19 protein-coding genes are annotated in these 13,360 nt (G+C 66.7%); 9 read left to right on the top strand and 10 right to left on the bottom strand.

Annotation, left to right across the window (positions count from 1 at the left end):
* The first annotated feature begins 204 nt into the window (after positions 1-204).
* Both WC729_RS03875 and WC729_RS03870 read left to right on the top strand, forming a co-directional pair.
* A complete protein-coding gene (locus WC729_RS03875) occupies positions 205-831 on the top strand; it encodes a PilZ domain-containing protein (protein WP_372849719.1) in 627 nt (208 codons plus the stop codon).
* 96 nt (positions 832-927) lie between these two features.
* A complete protein-coding gene (locus tag WC729_RS03870; RefSeq protein WP_372849717.1) occupies positions 928-1,503 on the top strand; it encodes a hypothetical protein in 576 nt (191 codons plus the stop codon).
* Between the two features lie 36 nt (positions 1,504-1,539).
* Here the strand turns inward: WC729_RS03870 and WC729_RS03865 are convergent, their stop codons facing one another.
* Both WC729_RS03865 and WC729_RS03860 read right to left on the bottom strand, forming a co-directional pair.
* Positions 1,540-1,998, bottom strand: coding sequence for a UrcA family protein (locus tag WC729_RS03865; protein WP_372849715.1), 459 nt, complete (start codon positions 1,996-1,998; stop codon positions 1,540-1,542).
* A gap of 103 nt (positions 1,999-2,101) precedes the next feature.
* Positions 2,102-3,184 carry a phosphatidylinositol-specific phospholipase C1-like protein gene (locus WC729_RS03860; protein ID WP_372849713.1) on the bottom strand — a complete coding sequence of 361 codons (1,083 nt, stop codon included), beginning with the start codon at positions 3,182-3,184 and terminating at the stop codon, positions 2,102-2,104.
* 151 nt (positions 3,185-3,335) lie between these two features.
* On the opposite strand from WC729_RS03860, the gene WC729_RS03855 reads away from it, so the two are divergent.
* The gene (locus tag WC729_RS03855) at positions 3,336-3,677 is read left to right on the top strand and encodes a hypothetical protein (RefSeq protein ID WP_372849711.1); all 342 of its coding nucleotides are present in this window, start codon (positions 3,336-3,338) and stop codon (positions 3,675-3,677) included.
* Positions 3,678-3,701: 24 nt separating this feature from the next.
* Here the strand turns inward: WC729_RS03855 and yghU are convergent, their stop codons facing one another.
* The 3 genes from yghU to WC729_RS03840 all read right to left on the bottom strand — a co-directional run bounded on the left by yghU (position 3,702) and on the right by WC729_RS03840 (position 5,898).
* Complete coding sequence (gene yghU, locus WC729_RS03850; protein WP_372849709.1) at positions 3,702-4,577, bottom strand: glutathione-dependent disulfide-bond oxidoreductase; 876 nt, start codon at positions 4,575-4,577, stop codon at positions 3,702-3,704.
* Between the two features lie 85 nt (positions 4,578-4,662).
* On the bottom strand, positions 4,663-5,058 hold the full coding sequence (locus tag WC729_RS03845; protein WP_372849707.1) for a hypothetical protein: 396 nt from the start codon (positions 5,056-5,058) through the stop codon (positions 4,663-4,665).
* Between the two features lie 9 nt (positions 5,059-5,067).
* Entirely contained in the window at positions 5,068-5,898 is an 831-nt protein-coding gene (locus WC729_RS03840; protein ID WP_372849705.1) for a TIGR02587 family membrane protein, read from the bottom strand.
* A 99-nt stretch (positions 5,899-5,997) separates the two neighbouring features.
* Here WC729_RS03840 and WC729_RS03835 point away from each other — a divergent pair, with 99 nt between their 5' ends.
* Complete coding sequence (locus tag WC729_RS03835; RefSeq protein ID WP_372849703.1) at positions 5,998-6,483, top strand: hydrolase; 486 nt, start codon at positions 5,998-6,000, stop codon at positions 6,481-6,483.
* Here the strand turns inward: WC729_RS03835 and WC729_RS03830 are convergent.
* The gene (locus WC729_RS03830) at positions 6,474-6,896 is read right to left on the bottom strand and encodes a hypothetical protein (protein WP_372849701.1); all 423 of its coding nucleotides are present in this window, start codon (positions 6,894-6,896) and stop codon (positions 6,474-6,476) included. The two genes, WC729_RS03835 and WC729_RS03830, sit on opposite strands and share 10 nt — an antisense overlap.
* Before the next feature lie 92 nt (positions 6,897-6,988).
* The gene (locus WC729_RS03825; protein ID WP_372849699.1) at positions 6,989-7,600 is read right to left on the bottom strand and encodes a DUF4126 domain-containing protein; all 612 of its coding nucleotides are present in this window, start codon (positions 7,598-7,600) and stop codon (positions 6,989-6,991) included.
* Between the two features lie 106 nt (positions 7,601-7,706).
* Here WC729_RS03825 and WC729_RS03820 point away from each other — a divergent pair, with 106 nt between their 5' ends.
* The 3 genes from WC729_RS03820 (at position 7,707) to WC729_RS03810 (ending at position 9,858) form a co-directional block, all read left to right on the top strand.
* Positions 7,707-8,000 carry a hypothetical protein gene (locus tag WC729_RS03820; protein ID WP_372849697.1) on the top strand — a complete coding sequence of 98 codons (294 nt, stop codon included), beginning with the start codon at positions 7,707-7,709 and terminating at the stop codon, positions 7,998-8,000.
* 68 nt (positions 8,001-8,068) lie between these two features.
* Complete coding sequence (locus WC729_RS03815) at positions 8,069-8,491, top strand: glycine zipper 2TM domain-containing protein (RefSeq protein ID WP_372849695.1); 423 nt, start codon at positions 8,069-8,071, stop codon at positions 8,489-8,491.
* 125 nt (positions 8,492-8,616) lie between these two features.
* Complete coding sequence (locus WC729_RS03810) at positions 8,617-9,858, top strand: hypothetical protein (protein WP_372849693.1); 1,242 nt, start codon at positions 8,617-8,619, stop codon at positions 9,856-9,858.
* Here WC729_RS03810 and WC729_RS03805 read toward each other — a convergent pair.
* Positions 9,798-10,475, bottom strand: coding sequence for a TMEM175 family protein (locus WC729_RS03805; RefSeq protein WP_372849691.1), 678 nt, complete (start codon positions 10,473-10,475; stop codon positions 9,798-9,800). The two genes, WC729_RS03810 and WC729_RS03805, sit on opposite strands and share 61 nt — an antisense overlap.
* Positions 10,476-10,588: 113 nt before the next feature.
* Here WC729_RS03805 and hslV point away from each other — a divergent pair, with 113 nt between their 5' ends.
* Both hslV and hslU read left to right on the top strand, forming a co-directional pair.
* Complete coding sequence (hslV, locus tag WC729_RS03800) at positions 10,589-11,143, top strand: ATP-dependent protease subunit HslV (protein WP_372849689.1); 555 nt, start codon at positions 10,589-10,591, stop codon at positions 11,141-11,143.
* Between the two features lie 122 nt (positions 11,144-11,265).
* A complete protein-coding gene (gene hslU / locus WC729_RS03795) occupies positions 11,266-12,561 on the top strand; it encodes an ATP-dependent protease ATPase subunit HslU (RefSeq protein ID WP_372849687.1) in 1,296 nt (431 codons plus the stop codon).
* A gap of 3 nt (positions 12,562-12,564) precedes the next feature.
* Here hslU and WC729_RS03790 read toward each other — a convergent pair whose 3' ends face one another.
* Both WC729_RS03790 and WC729_RS03785 read right to left on the bottom strand, forming a co-directional pair.
* A complete protein-coding gene (locus tag WC729_RS03790) occupies positions 12,565-12,948 on the bottom strand; it encodes a hypothetical protein (protein WP_372849685.1) in 384 nt (127 codons plus the stop codon).
* Positions 12,945-13,355 (bottom strand): hypothetical protein, encoded by a 411-nt coding sequence (locus WC729_RS03785; RefSeq protein WP_372849683.1) that lies wholly within the window; start codon positions 13,353-13,355, stop codon positions 12,945-12,947. Before WC729_RS03785 ends, WC729_RS03790 begins: the two co-directional genes overlap by 4 nt.
* Positions 13,356-13,360: the final 5 nt, after the last annotated feature.

The following is a 13,360-nucleotide window of genomic DNA, read 5'->3' as shown; positions in this document are numbered from 1 at the left end:
GCGAAAACCGCGTCCGTTTCGGAGACATTCCGAGTGATGAAAATCAGGGAAACCAAGGGAAGCGGCGCTTTTGCGTCGATTTTACCTTGAGCCACAAAAGTCGTTGCGGGGTTGATACCCGTATATCTACGATCTCGTATCGCAACGTCAGCTCAAGCGAAGGTCTTCACCATAACGAATTGCCTCACACATAGGAGAGGGCGGGTGTCCTTCAATTTCCGGCAGCTCTTCACCGACCGCGAATCCGCGCCCGACGACGAGCGCAAGGACTTGCGTCTGCATCGCCGCCACAAGGTTTTTCTGCAGGCCTCGGTCTATCCGATCGACACTTATTGCGACATCCTGATCCGCGACGTCTCCGAGACCGGGCTGAGCGCCGAGACGGATGTCCAGCTCGACGTCGGCCAGGCGGTCCATCTCAGCTTCGACGAAAAGGCCTTCTTCACCGGCGTGGTGCGCTGGGTTCGCGGCCGGCGCTTCGGCCTCGAGTTCAAGGACGCCGTGACCTTCCCGATCGGCGTCGATATCGACCATGGCTTCGCGGAGGGCCATCGTCCGCGTTCCGCGCGGACCAGCCTGAACCTGAGCGGCAGGCTCAACACCGGCCGCCCGCCGCGGCCGGCCACCGTTCGCAACGTGTCGCGCCTCGGCATGCTGCTCGACACCAGTACGGGCCTGGTCACGGGCCAGCACCTGCTCGTCCGGCTCGGCAAGCGCCCGCTTGTCTCGGGGCGCGTGCAATGGGTCCGCGGGGGACGGATGGGCGTGAAGACGAGCCAGGAGATATCAGCCCTGCAGCTCGTCTATTGCGACGACCTCTCGGGCGGTTGACGGCCGCGGCGTCCTCCAGCCCCCCGGACGCTGCGGCCGTCATTTGCCCGAGGACCCGCGATCTGCCACCTTCCGGCTCAGTCGAGAGGGGCGCTCATGGCCAATGATCTCTTCCTGCACGTCCGCGTCATCGTCGGGGTGATCCTCGGCCTGAGCGTCAGCCGGCTGCTCCTCGGCCTCGCCGCCTTTGTCGAGCATCCCGGCAGGCGCAAGGTCAGCCTGGTTCATCTCGGCTGGGTGGCCTGGGCGCTGCTCTCGGTCATCGGCTATTGGTGGTGGGAATTCCGCCTCAACCAGATCACTGACTGGACGTTCGGGCGTTATCTCTTCATCTTCGCCTATGCGTCCTGCTATTTCCTGATCTGCGCGATCCTCTTCCCCGGCGATCTGGAAGGGTATGACGGCTATGCCGACTATTTCCTGTCGCGGCGCAAATGGCTGTTCGGCCTGATCGCGCTGACCTTCTTCCTCGATATCGGGGATACGCTGCTGAAGGGCGTCGCCTATTACGAGGCGCATGGGCTCATGTATTCCACCCGCGCTGCGCTTTCGATCCTGGGCTGCGCGCTCGGCGCGGTGATCGCCTCGCGCCGTTTCCAGCTCTGGCTGGTCCTTGCCGCCATCCTCGGCCAGCTCGGCTTCTTCTTCGTCTATTTCGACCGGCTGGGGTGACGGGAGCGGCGCCCGTGCAGCGCCGCTCCCGCACCGTCACGGATAGGCCGGAGACTCGTCTTCCGGATAGGTGCTTTCCCAATCGGCCGGATAGGGCGCCTCCCAACGCGCGGGGGCGATCCAGGCGGTGCCACGCGGCGCGAAGTCCTGCCGGACCGTGCCGACCCGGCGCATGGCGTCCCTCGTGGCAGCGTCGCGGCACGACGGCGTGAAGCTCGACGATGCGCTGTCCGGCTCGCCCAGCCGGTCGCACAGATAGCGCGCGGTCAGGCTGACGCGGTGCCGCAGCTCGCGCCAGTCGTCCCGCAGGCTGAGGTCGAGATCGCGGTAGCTGACCCGCTGCGACAGCGAGTCCACATTGTTCGGCACCCGGCCCCAATTGCCGGTGACGATGATGTCCTCCTCGGTCTGCGCCGCGGCCGGCGCGGCAACGCCAAGCAGGGCGCCGGCCAGCAACAGCCCGCACGTCGCGGGCGATAGGGAAAGGGTTTTCATGGGAGCTACTCCTGGTTCAAGGCGGCGCCTGTCGGCGCGCGATCGAACCCCCGCTCCGGCATTAACCGTCATGCCCCGGCCGATGTTCCCTTTCGGGAGTCCGTCAGTGCTTCTCCAGGACCCCGCCCGGGCAATCCGCGGCACGCCGCACCGAGTTGCACCGCGCGGTTGCGCCCCCCGGCAAGCGCACCTGATATCCGCCCGCGAACCGCGCGTCGGGCCACAGATAATCGGTCGAGACATATTGGGCGCCGCTCGCCAGCGCCGCCTCACGCCGTTTGGTGTCGTTGACTCGCGCCTCCTTGGTATCCGCGTCGGCCCGCGTCCGCACCAGATAGCCCGCCGCCACATCGCGCCGGATGCGCGCGCCCTCGGCAATCGGGTCGTTGATCGTCAGATAGGCCGCGGCGGGTGACTCCTCGTCCGTGCTGATGAAGAACACGCGCCCCTCCAGCGACCGTCGCGCCCCGCGATAGCCAGCGACTTTCTCGGGCGACTCGTCGAGCGCGAACAGGAAACGCCCGCGTGCCTTGGCGAGCGTCGGCCAGTTGCCGGCACGCACCGCGTCGCGCAACGTGGGAAACTTGCCCTGAACCTCGTCCGGCACGATCAGCTTCTTCGCGGGCATCACTGACCGGATTTCGGCATCCAGCGCATCCCATGCCGCCGCATCGAAGGGCAGCGCGTCGATCCCGCCGCGCCACGCATTCTTCTCGTCCTTGGCATTGAACATCAGCATGATCGGCACATGCCCGGGGTGCTTGTCCGACCAGCGCAGGATGCTGCGCAGGCACTCGGTCAGCAGCACGCAGCTACTCGAATTGTCGATGCCCGGAATGTGCAGCACCTTGAATCCGGGCCGCAGCAGCTTCGGGTCGCTTGACCCTTTTGCGTAGAAACCGCCCTTTGGATCGCAATTGACGTCGATCTCCAGCTGCCGCGCGCCCGCATCGAGCTGCTCGGCCAGCGGCCGGTGCGCATAATCGAGCATGTCCGCGATCGCCGGGCTGGCGGCGCGCACTTTCGCCATGGTCTCGGCCGGCATCGCCAGCTTGTAGCTGTTGTGCGTGCCGACCACGCTGATGTCGTTCAACCGCAACGGCGCAGGGTTCGGGGCCGGCGCGGCGGCGGCAAGCAGCGCCAGAGGCAGGATCGCGGTCGCCACGGGCGCGCGCTGTGAGCTCATCGTCATTTCCTCCAGGACCGGCCGCACTTCCCGATCGCAGCAACGTCTTGTCAAGCTGAGCCGATTTCCGTGTCGTCCCGATGACGCCGATGGCGCTTGTATTCGGTCCGGATCGGGACCAATCATTCTCCGACAAAAGGGAAGGGGTGCCGTGAAGCTCGCCGTGATTCCAGTCGCCTTCGCAGGCATGCTGACCGCCAGCCCCGCCCTCGCCGAGAAATGGGTGACGGTCTTCGACGACGAGGATGCCGAGATCATGGCCCAGGTCGACAAGGACAGCATCCGGCGCGGTGCCGACGGCCTGGTCTATTTCACCGCCGAGGGCGCCGGCAAATCCGACAAGGCCGCCGATTGCCGCTCCCGGACTCTCTACACACTCAAACTCTACGTCATGAACGGCATCGACTATCCCGACTGGCGCAAGGACGGCCGGGAGGTCGTGCCGCAATCCGTGGGCGAGGCGATGCTGCTCTACGCCTGCGCCAACGCCTGACGAGGACGGGCCGGGCGCCGCCGCTCAGTCCGCCGGCGCGAGCTTGTCCTGCGTCTTCGTCAGGAAATCCTCCGCATCGTGGCGCTCGTGCAACTGGGTCGCGGGGTCGCCCGATACGCGGTTGACCATCCGCCCGCGGATCACCGCCGGCCGCGCCGCGATCTGGTCGGTCCAACGCTGGACGTTCTTGTACTCCTGCACCTGCAGAAACTCGCCCGCGTCATAGGCAAGGCCCTTGGCCAGCGCGCCATACCAGGGCCAGGTCGCGATATCGGCGATGGTGTAGGCGTCGCCCCCGAGATATTCACTCTCCGCCAGCCGCCGGTCGAGCACGTCGAGCTGGCGTTTCACCTCCATCGCATAGCGATCGATCGCATATTCGATCTTGATCGGCGCATAGGCGAAGAAATGGCCGAAGCCCCCGCCCAGGAAGGGCGCGCTGCCCATCTGCCAGAACAGCCAGGACAGGCATTCGGCGCGGGCCGCTGTGTCGGTCGGCAGGAATTCGCCGAACTTTTCAGCCAGGTGCATCAGGATCGCGCCGGATTCGAACACGCGGATCGGCTCGGGGCCGCTGCGGTCGAGCAGCGCCGGGATCTTCGAATTGGGATTCACCTCGACGAATCCGCTGCCGAACTGGTCGCCCTGGTTGATGCGGATCAGCCAGGCGTCATACTCGGCGTCCTTGTGGCCCAGCTCGAGCAGTTCCTCGAGCATGATCGTCACCTTCACGCCATTGGGCGTGCCCAGCGAATAAAGCTGGAAGGGGTGCTTGCCGACCGGCAGTTCCTTGTCGTGCGTCGGCCCGGCGATCGGCCGGTTGATGTTGGCGAAGGCCCCGCCATTCTCCTTGTTCCAGGTCCAGACCTTGGGGGGCGTGTACTCGGTGGATTCAGTCATGCTGGGCTCCTCGCTATCGCGCAGGAGATAGTTGCTTTCGGTCGCGTAACCAGTGCGGCCCCGGGGGTGCTCCGAAAATAAAAGCTCAGGGAGTCTGGAAACCCAGCGCCCGCACTTCCAGCGCCGCCTTGCGCGGATCTTCATGGAAGAACAGGCCGCCCGCCGCCTTGCCCTTGCCCGGCACATAATCGATCGTCGCGCTGCTCGTCTCGATCTCGGCGCCGCCTGCCTTCAGCACACCTTCGATCTCCACTGCCGCCGCAGTCCCGTCCGTGCGATTCCGCGCCTCGAAAGCGACGATGAAGCCCGATGCGGCGGGCGACACGCCCGTCACCGCGACGTCGATCTGGGGCAGCTGCGCCGCTTCGCCGTTGATCGCTTCGCGCCCGATGACGACAAACAGGAACAGCAGCAGCACCGCGCCGACGCCGGCAGCGATCCATTCGAGCGGCGGGGTCTCGGGCTTGCGGGTCGCTGCCATGGCCTTCTCCTATACCACCAGCCGCGCGACGGCCGCGCCGATCGCCGCAGGAAAGCCCAGCACGACCACGGTGGAAGCGATCGCGCCGATATCGCCGCCGTCCACTCGTCCGAAGGTCCACAAAGTGTAGAAGCTGATCAGCAGCGCGATCGCGTAACCGGGCATGGTGTAGATCAGAAAACGTCGGTCGAAGCCGTAGCCCTCGGGCGCCTGTTCCTGCCCGGCAAAGCCGATCGAAAAGACCAAGGCGTGCAGCAAGGCCAGCGACGCTGCGATCAGCGCGAGACTGTGCCACGGCGTCATCTTGAAGCCGATCAGGATCATCTCCTCGGTTGGCGCGACGTTGAAGGCGAGGAACAGCGCGCCCGCCATCATCAGGAACAGCTGGCCGGCATAGCCCGCCGACCGTGCCTCATGTTCCGCGTCCTTGTCGGCCTCGCCCGCGCTGAGCTGCTTGCGCGCGATCATCGCGCCGAAGCTTGCGGGCACGCTCTGGATCGCGATCATGCCGGCCATCTCGTCGATCGGCATGCCCGGCTTGAGCACCCCGAACAGTGCCAGCACCGCGGCCGACGCGACGATCCCGACGCCATACGCCGCCAGCGCGTCGAGCACGTCCTCCACCAGGGTCGAAGTATGTTCGAACCCGCCGAAGCGCGACAGGATGACGAGCACGACGAAGTTCAGCACCATGAACAGCAACAGCCGCGCCGGATGCGTGTAGAGGCCGAGCGACCACATCTCCATCGTCATCAGCAGCGGCAACCCGAACAGGATCGCCCCGGCAAACGCCCGCGCCAGGCCATAGGCATAGTCGCGGTTGGGGGCAGTGGTGATCATACGCGCATTCAAACGGCCGCGGCCTCTCGTCTGTTCCGCACGCGCAACGGGCCGGCGATCCGGGGTTGCAATTCGCGGGCTGGTCGAGTGGAAGCGGTCATGCGCCAGGCCTTGCTCGTGGTGGACGTCCAGCCCAGTTTCGATCCGCCTGCCTGGCTGGTCGAGGAGATCGACGCGCTCGCCGCGACCTTGCACTCGGTCGCGACGGTCGAGCGCCACGACGAGTCGGTTACCCCGTTCGAACGCCAGCTAGGCTGGAAACCGGGCCCCGCCGATGAAAGCCTGGTCAGGACCGACGCGCTGTTCGTGAAGCACGGCTATCTCCCGCCCACCGCGGCGATCGACCATTTCTGCGCGCTCGGCGCGGAGCGCGTGCTCGTCTGCGGCATCCAGGCCGATACCTGCATCCTTGCCGCCGGCTTCGCGCTGTTCGATGCCGGCTTGCGACCGACCCTGTTGCCCTGGCTTACGATCGGCTCGTCGCTCGATCGGTCCGGTGCGCTAGGCGAGCGCCTGTGGCGGCATCATTTCGGCGCCGTGATCGCGTCGCGCGACGAACTCGTCTCGGGCGGGCCTTACCAATAGTCGGCGGGATTGGGCGACGGCGCCTTGCATGCTCGCGTACTGCCATGCTTGCAGGCATAGACCTGGCGCCGCCAGTCGCGCATCGCATCGGCATAGGCGCGCTCCTTGTGATCGGCGATGCGGGCATCGCGCGACACCTCGCGGTGATGCGCGCGGAGCGCATCCCGGTACGCCGCGAGATCGGCGGCATATTGCGCGTCGGCGCTGGCCTGCGTGTCGGCATTGACGTCCGCGACCGCTCCCTCGCGGGCGGCGGCCTGTGCCGCGACATCACGGTTGGCAGCCGCGACGTCGGGGCTGTTCACATCTTTATCGGAGCCTGATGGGGCAGGGGCGGGCGGCGCGGTCTGGGCGGTTGCGACGGCGGCGCTGCCCAACAACGCCAGCGCCAGCGCGATGCTTCTCGTCTTCATGATCCTACTCCGTACACGGGAGCCTGCTAAACGGCTGCGCGGGGCTGCTGTTCCCGTGCGCGCACTGCCCCCGAGGCCTGGTGCGATACGCGCTACGCCGTGGGTGGTGGCGCTGCTGTCCGTCCCCGTTGCATCGCCCAGCGCAGCACCCGCCGCACCATCACCAGCGCGGCGATGGCACCGGCCAGCAGCAGCACCGCCACGCCGATCGCAATGACCGGATTGGCCAGCGCCAGCAGCAACAATCCTCCCGTCGCCACATCCTCGGCGGTGGAAACCAGCACGTTGCTTACCGGCTCGGGGCTGACATTGACGACCGCGCGCGTGCCCGCCTTGGCGCTGTGCGTCAGCAGCGAGGCGCCACCACCCAGGATCAGCGCGATCACCTGCCATTTGGGATCGCCGGGATCGACGATCGCCAGAGCGAGCAACGCCCCGCCGATCGGCCGGATCAGCGTGTGGATCGCGTCCCAGGCACTGTCGATCCACATCACCTTGTCGGCCAGGAACTCGGCCAGCGCGGCCACGCCCGCGACCCCGATCACCCAGGGATTGGCCAGCACGTCGAGCTGGTGGAGATGGGCGGGCAGGGCGATCCAGCCGGTGTGCATCGCAACGCCCGTGGCGAAGATGCAGAGATAGAGCCGCCAACCCGATAACAGGCTCACGCTCGCCGCCACGCCGAGGATTTCCGCCGCGCCCATCAGGGGAGGATCACATGACGCGCGCTCATGCGCAACCGCGCCGCCGGAACGGCGCGCCAGCCCACCCGTTGATGCCCCACATCTTCAACCAGCATGGGAAAGCATCATGGCGACGCGAAAGAACCGGAAAGCCGAACCCAGGCCCCTGATCGGCCGCAAGACCGCCATCTCGCTCGGCGCTGCGGCGGTCGCGATCGGCGGGGTGCTCGTCACCCTGCTGGCGCGGGGCCGCAGCTATGCCGCCTCGGCCGAACACGCCGCCCCCGACCTGGCACTCGACCAGCCGCATCCAGGTCCGGAGGATCGCGCGCCGGCGGAATTCCGCCCCGATCCCACCGCCCCGGTCTCGCGTGCCGAACGCGCGGCGCTGCGCCCGCCACCGGGCTCCACCACACACTAAGCGCCGGGGATTGCAACCATCCCGGCCCTATCCGCGTTGCGCTGGCATAACGAAAACGGGAGAGTGATATGCGTACCATGACCCTCGGCCTGCTGGCCGCGGCAACCCTGGGTGCTGGCCTCGTGTCAGGCTGTACCAGCTATGGCGACGACGGGATGGACCCGCGCTACCGCAGCTATAGCCAGTATGATTACGACCGGCCGGACCCGCAATATAACGGCTATTATGCCGATCATTATTACCGCGATTCGCCGCGCTATCGCGAGCGCCGGCTGTCGCGCAACGACCGCATCTATCGCGGCCAGGACGGGCGCTATTATTGCCGCCGGTCGGACGGCACCACTGGCCTGCTCGTCGGCGCGGCGGTTGGCGGCCTGCTCGGCAACATCATCGCGCCGGGCGGCTCCAAGACGCTCGGTACGCTGCTCGGTGCAGCGGGCGGTGGCGTGGCCGGCGCCTCGATCGATGCCAACAACACGCGCTGCCGGTAACTGACGCACCGGGCGCGGCCACGCCGCGCCCGGTCACGTCGCGTTCCTCCTAGCGCGGGATCGGGGGCACCTCTATCAAGTCCCGGTCCGGTCCCACATCGTCGGGGCCGGCTACCGGGGGAACGATGGACGATCTTCCAGCGACAGCACAGAGCGGTGCGATCGTACCGCAGACCAAAGGCCGCACGCTCGCCTCGATGAAGCAGCGTTCGGCCGAGCTCTGGGGCAGGACCCGCACCGGCCTCGCCGAAGGCCTGCAGACAGCGGGCGCCACGATCGAGAGCGTCCACCGTCGCCTCGTGCTGGTGGTCGCTGCGATGATCGGGCTGCTCGTCGCCGGCGCCATCTTCCGCAGCCTCGGCCTGCCGCAGCTCAATTATCTGCTGATCGCGATCTTCGGCATCGGCGCGCTTTACGCCTTTCTCAATCCGATCCATGTCGTCGGCGTGCTGCTGGTCAGCGGCGGGGTCGGTGCAGTGCGCGGGGTGGATGGCGCACGCGATGCGCTGCTTGGCTATGCGAAGCTGCTCGGCCGCGTCTTCCTCGCCTTCCTCGTGCCGCTCCTGTTCTTCGCCCTTGCGCCGGGCGACCGTTCGCTCGGCACCTCGCTTACCTTCCTCGTGCTCGCGCCGGTCGCGGCGCTGGTCGTCTGGCTGTTCGGCCGCGTCGCGCCCAGGGTGGAGCGCGCGGTGTTCGTGGTCATCCCGCTCGGCGCGCTGCTGCTTGCGGCTGCCAATATGCTGATCCCGCAACGCATGCTGGCGGCGATCGGCGTGCCCGCCTGGCTGCGCGCCGACCGCCCGCAGGACGAGGAGCTCGCCCGGCTCGAAACCCTGATCGAGAAGCGCAAGAACGAGCAGCGCGCCGCCGAATTGCGCGCGATCAGCGCGAAGATCGAGGCTGGCGAGAAACTGACGCCCGAAGACGAAGCGATCGTCGCCGCCGCCCAGGCGGACCGCGTCACGCTGACTGGCTGGATCGGCAAGAAATATGACGCAGCGCTTGCCGGGATCAGCGAGCGGGTCGAGGCCCAGCGCCAGGCTACCGCCGCAGCCAAGGCAGCGCGGGCGGTGCCGCCGTCCGGGCTGGTTCGCCTGCCGGACAGGGGCTGGTCGACCCCGGTCGCGGTCCCGTCGGGTTACCGGATCTGCCCCCGCGCCGATCGCGGCGAGCGCAGCTACCGGACTCAATGCCACCTGCGCGGGACCTCCGACGGCCTGTGGTATGCTGCGGATTCGGGCCCGTGCGAGCCGGCGGTCGTCGATCGCGCTCGCTTTCGCAGCCGCGGCAGTGCGCAGGACGTCCGCTATCGCTTCGTGGCGCTCGCCGCCTCCTGCGGCGATCCATCGTCACGGACCGCCCCATAGCGGTGCTTCAGCCGCGCCTGGAGGAGCCGCCGCCAGAACGGGATCGAGATCAGCGCGAACTGGCTGAAACGCGGATCGACAAAGGCGAAGGCGAGCGCGGATGCGCCGCCCAGCACTACTGCCCAGCCGCGCACCCGCGTCATCGCTATCGTCTCCGCCGACACTGCTTCGTCAACGATTGGAGGGCTCGTCACCATGCGCACCAGCCGCAGGTTTAGAAGTCCGCAGAACACCAGGGTCGCGTCGTACAGCGCCGTCGGCACCAGCGTGCCGATATTGCCGCCCATGAAGGCGGTGGAGAAGGGCATGAACACGATGGCGCAGAGTAGCGCGAGATTGGGCATGACGATCCGGTCCGAATAATGGCCGGCCAGGCTGAAGGCGCGGTGATGCCCCGCCCAGAAGGCGGCGATCACCCAGAAGCTGACGAAGAAGCCAAAGAAGTTCGGCCAGAGATGCGCCAGTGCCTCCAGATATTCGGCATCACTGCTCCCGATCGGCAGGCGGGGCACATGGATCTCGATGATCAGCAAGGTGATCGCGATCGCGAACACCGCGTCGGAGAAGAAGACGAGCCGCTCCAGCGCATGCTCGGGCCCGCTCGAATGCTTCGTCACCATCGTTTTCCCCCACGATCAGCGCATCCTTATCGGGCAAGCCGATGCTGCGGTGCAACCGCCAAAAGTGCGACCGGATTGCGCACCCGCTTTTGCCATCCCATATGCGGCCCATGAGCGGAAACGACACAACGTGGCACGGCACGACAATTCTCTCCGTGCGCAAGAATGGACGCGTCGTCGTCGCCGGAGACGGCCAGGTGACGCAGGGCCAGACCGTCATGAAGCCCAATGCGAAGAAGGTCCGCCGCCTCGGTGACGGATCGGTGATCGGCGGCTTTGCCGGCGCGACGGCGGATGCCTTCACCCTGTTCGAGCGGCTGGAGCGCAAGCTCGAACAGCATCACGGCCAGCTGCTGCGCGCGGCGGTCGAGCTCGCCAAGGACTGGCGGACCGACAAATATCTGCGCAACCTCGAGGCGATGATGATCGTCGCCGACAAGGAGGTGACCCTGATCCTCACTGGCAATGGCGATGTGCTCGAGCCTGAGGCGGGCGTGGCCGCGATCGGGTCGGGTGGCAATTATGCCCTGGCCGCGGCCCGCGCGCTGGTCGACTATGAGGAGGATCCCGAGACGATTTGCCGCAAGGCAATGAAGATCGCCGCCGATGTTTGCGTCTATACCAACGAACGCCTGACGGTCGAAAGCCTGGACAGCGCAACCTGATCCTTACTCCCCTCCCGCTTGCGGGAGGGGCTGGGGGAGGGCCTGTCCTCCTCCGATCCCCTTCATGGCTGACAAGCCCCCCCCCAGCCCCTCCCGCAAGCGGGAGGGGAGAAGAGAAAAGAATGAACGAAGCCCTCACTCCCAAAGCCATCGTCGCCGCGCTGGACGAGCACATCATCGGCCAGAACGACGCGAAGAAAGCGGTCGCGGTCGCGATGCGCAATCGCTGGCGCCGCCAGCAGCTCGGCGCGGACCTGCGCGACGAGGTTACCCCCAAGAATATCCTGATGATCGGTCCGACCGGGTGCGGCAAGACCGAGATCAGCCGCCGCCTGGCCAAGCTGGCCGATGCCCCCTTCGTGAAGGTCGAGGCGACCAAGTTCACTGAGGTCGGCTATGTCGGCCGCGACGTGGAACAGATCGCGCGCGACCTGGTCGAGGAAGCGATCCGGCTCGAGAAGGAACGCCGCCGTGTCGCGGTCAAGGACAAGGCCGAGGAGGCAGCGCTCGCGCGCCTGCTCGACGCCCTGACCGGCAAGGGCGCCAGCGAGGCGACCCGCGAGGCCTTTCGCCAGCGCTTCCGCGATGGCCATCTCGATACCACCGAGATCGAGATCGAGCTGGAGGCGCAGGCCCAGATGCCGTTCGAGATCCCGGGCGGCGGCGCGCAGATGATCAATATCAGCGAAATGATGGGCAAGGCGTTCGGCGGCGGGCAGATGAAGCGCCGCAAGCTGACCGTGCCCGCGGCCTGGGAGAAGCTGGTCGAAGAGGAAGCCGACAAGCGCCTCGACCAGGACGAGGTCAGCCGCATCGCGCTGGCCGATGCCGAAGCGAACGGGATCGTCTTCCTCGACGAGATCGACAAGATCGCGGTCAGCGACGTGCGCGGCGGTTCGGTCAGCCGCGAAGGCGTGCAACGCGATCTGCTGCCGCTGATCGAGGGCACCACGGTGGCCACGAAATATGGGCCGATGAAGACGGACCATATCCTGTTCATCGCCTCGGGCGCGTTCCATGTCGCCAAGCCGAGCGACCTGCTGCCCGAGCTGCAGGGCCGCCTGCCGATCCGCGTCGAGCTGAAGGCACTGACCGAGGATGATTTCGTCGCGATCCTGTCCGACACCAAGGCCTCGCTCACTCAGCAATATGTCGCGCTGATCGGCACTGAGGGCGTGACGGTCGAGTTCACCGAGGACGGCATCCGCGCGGTCGCGAAGATCGCCGCCGAAGTGAATGGCGAGATCGAGAATATCGGCGCGCGCCGCCTGCAGACGGTAATGGAGAAGCTGCTCGAAGACGTCAGCTTCAATGCCGAGGATCGAGTCGGCCAGACCCTGGTGGTCGACGGCGCCTATGTCGACAAGCAGCTCGCCGTGATCGCCCGCAACACCGATCTGTCGCGGTTCGTGCTCTGAGCCTCAGCCTTTCGGCTTGTCATAGGGCGTGAACTTGCCGAGCCGGCAGATCGGGCCGGGCACGACGCTGCCCGGCTCCGTCGGCCTGAACAGGTCGTTGCGGCACATCTGGCTGCCATGCGCCTCGATCACCAGGATCGAGGTCTGGCGCAGCGACGGACAGCTGGCTTCGAGATCGTTGCGGTAGATATGCCGGCCCGACCGATAGAGCAGGGTCTTGTCGTCGATGATCTCCGGTCCGCCGGCGAAGGATCGGTCGATACAGTCGACCGCGACGCCCGGCGTGCGGCCGGCAAGGGCCTTGTCGAGATCCTTGCTGGTGTCTGCGGCGGTCGCACAGGCCGCGGCGGCCAGCGCCAGCGCGCCAAGGGCAAGCTTCGGGGTCATGGCTTCACCTTCCGATAGGGCGTGAACGTGCCGAGCGAGCAGCTGCCCGACTGGGTGCGCGACGTCGGATCGACCGTCTGGGCGATATCGCCCCGGCATAGCTGGCCGGTGATCGTATGCGTCACGAAGATGTCGCCGCGCCCGAGATTCTCGCAGCCGCCGGCCGTGTCGCTGCGATAGACCAGACCGCGACCCACCTTGTAGAGGATCGTCGGGCCGTAAGCTTCCACCGCACCCGATCGGTGATCGTCGATACAGGAAACCGGCTTTTGCGGAGTCAGCCCCTCCAGGGCTTTTGCGAGCTTCTGCTCGTCGCTTTCGCTGCGTTGGGTGGCGCGCGCATTCTCGGCAGCGGAGGCGGTGCAGCCCGACAGGGCCACCGCGAGAAGGGGCAATAACAGGCGCATGATCC

Origin of the sequence: Sphingomonas sp., from assembly GCF_041661825.1 — a bacterium.
Classification (GTDB): domain Bacteria; phylum Pseudomonadota; class Alphaproteobacteria; order Sphingomonadales; family Sphingomonadaceae; genus Sphingomonas.
The sequence above is the reverse complement of the archived record's forward strand: the minus strand, read 5'-3'. Positions and strand labels throughout refer to the sequence as shown.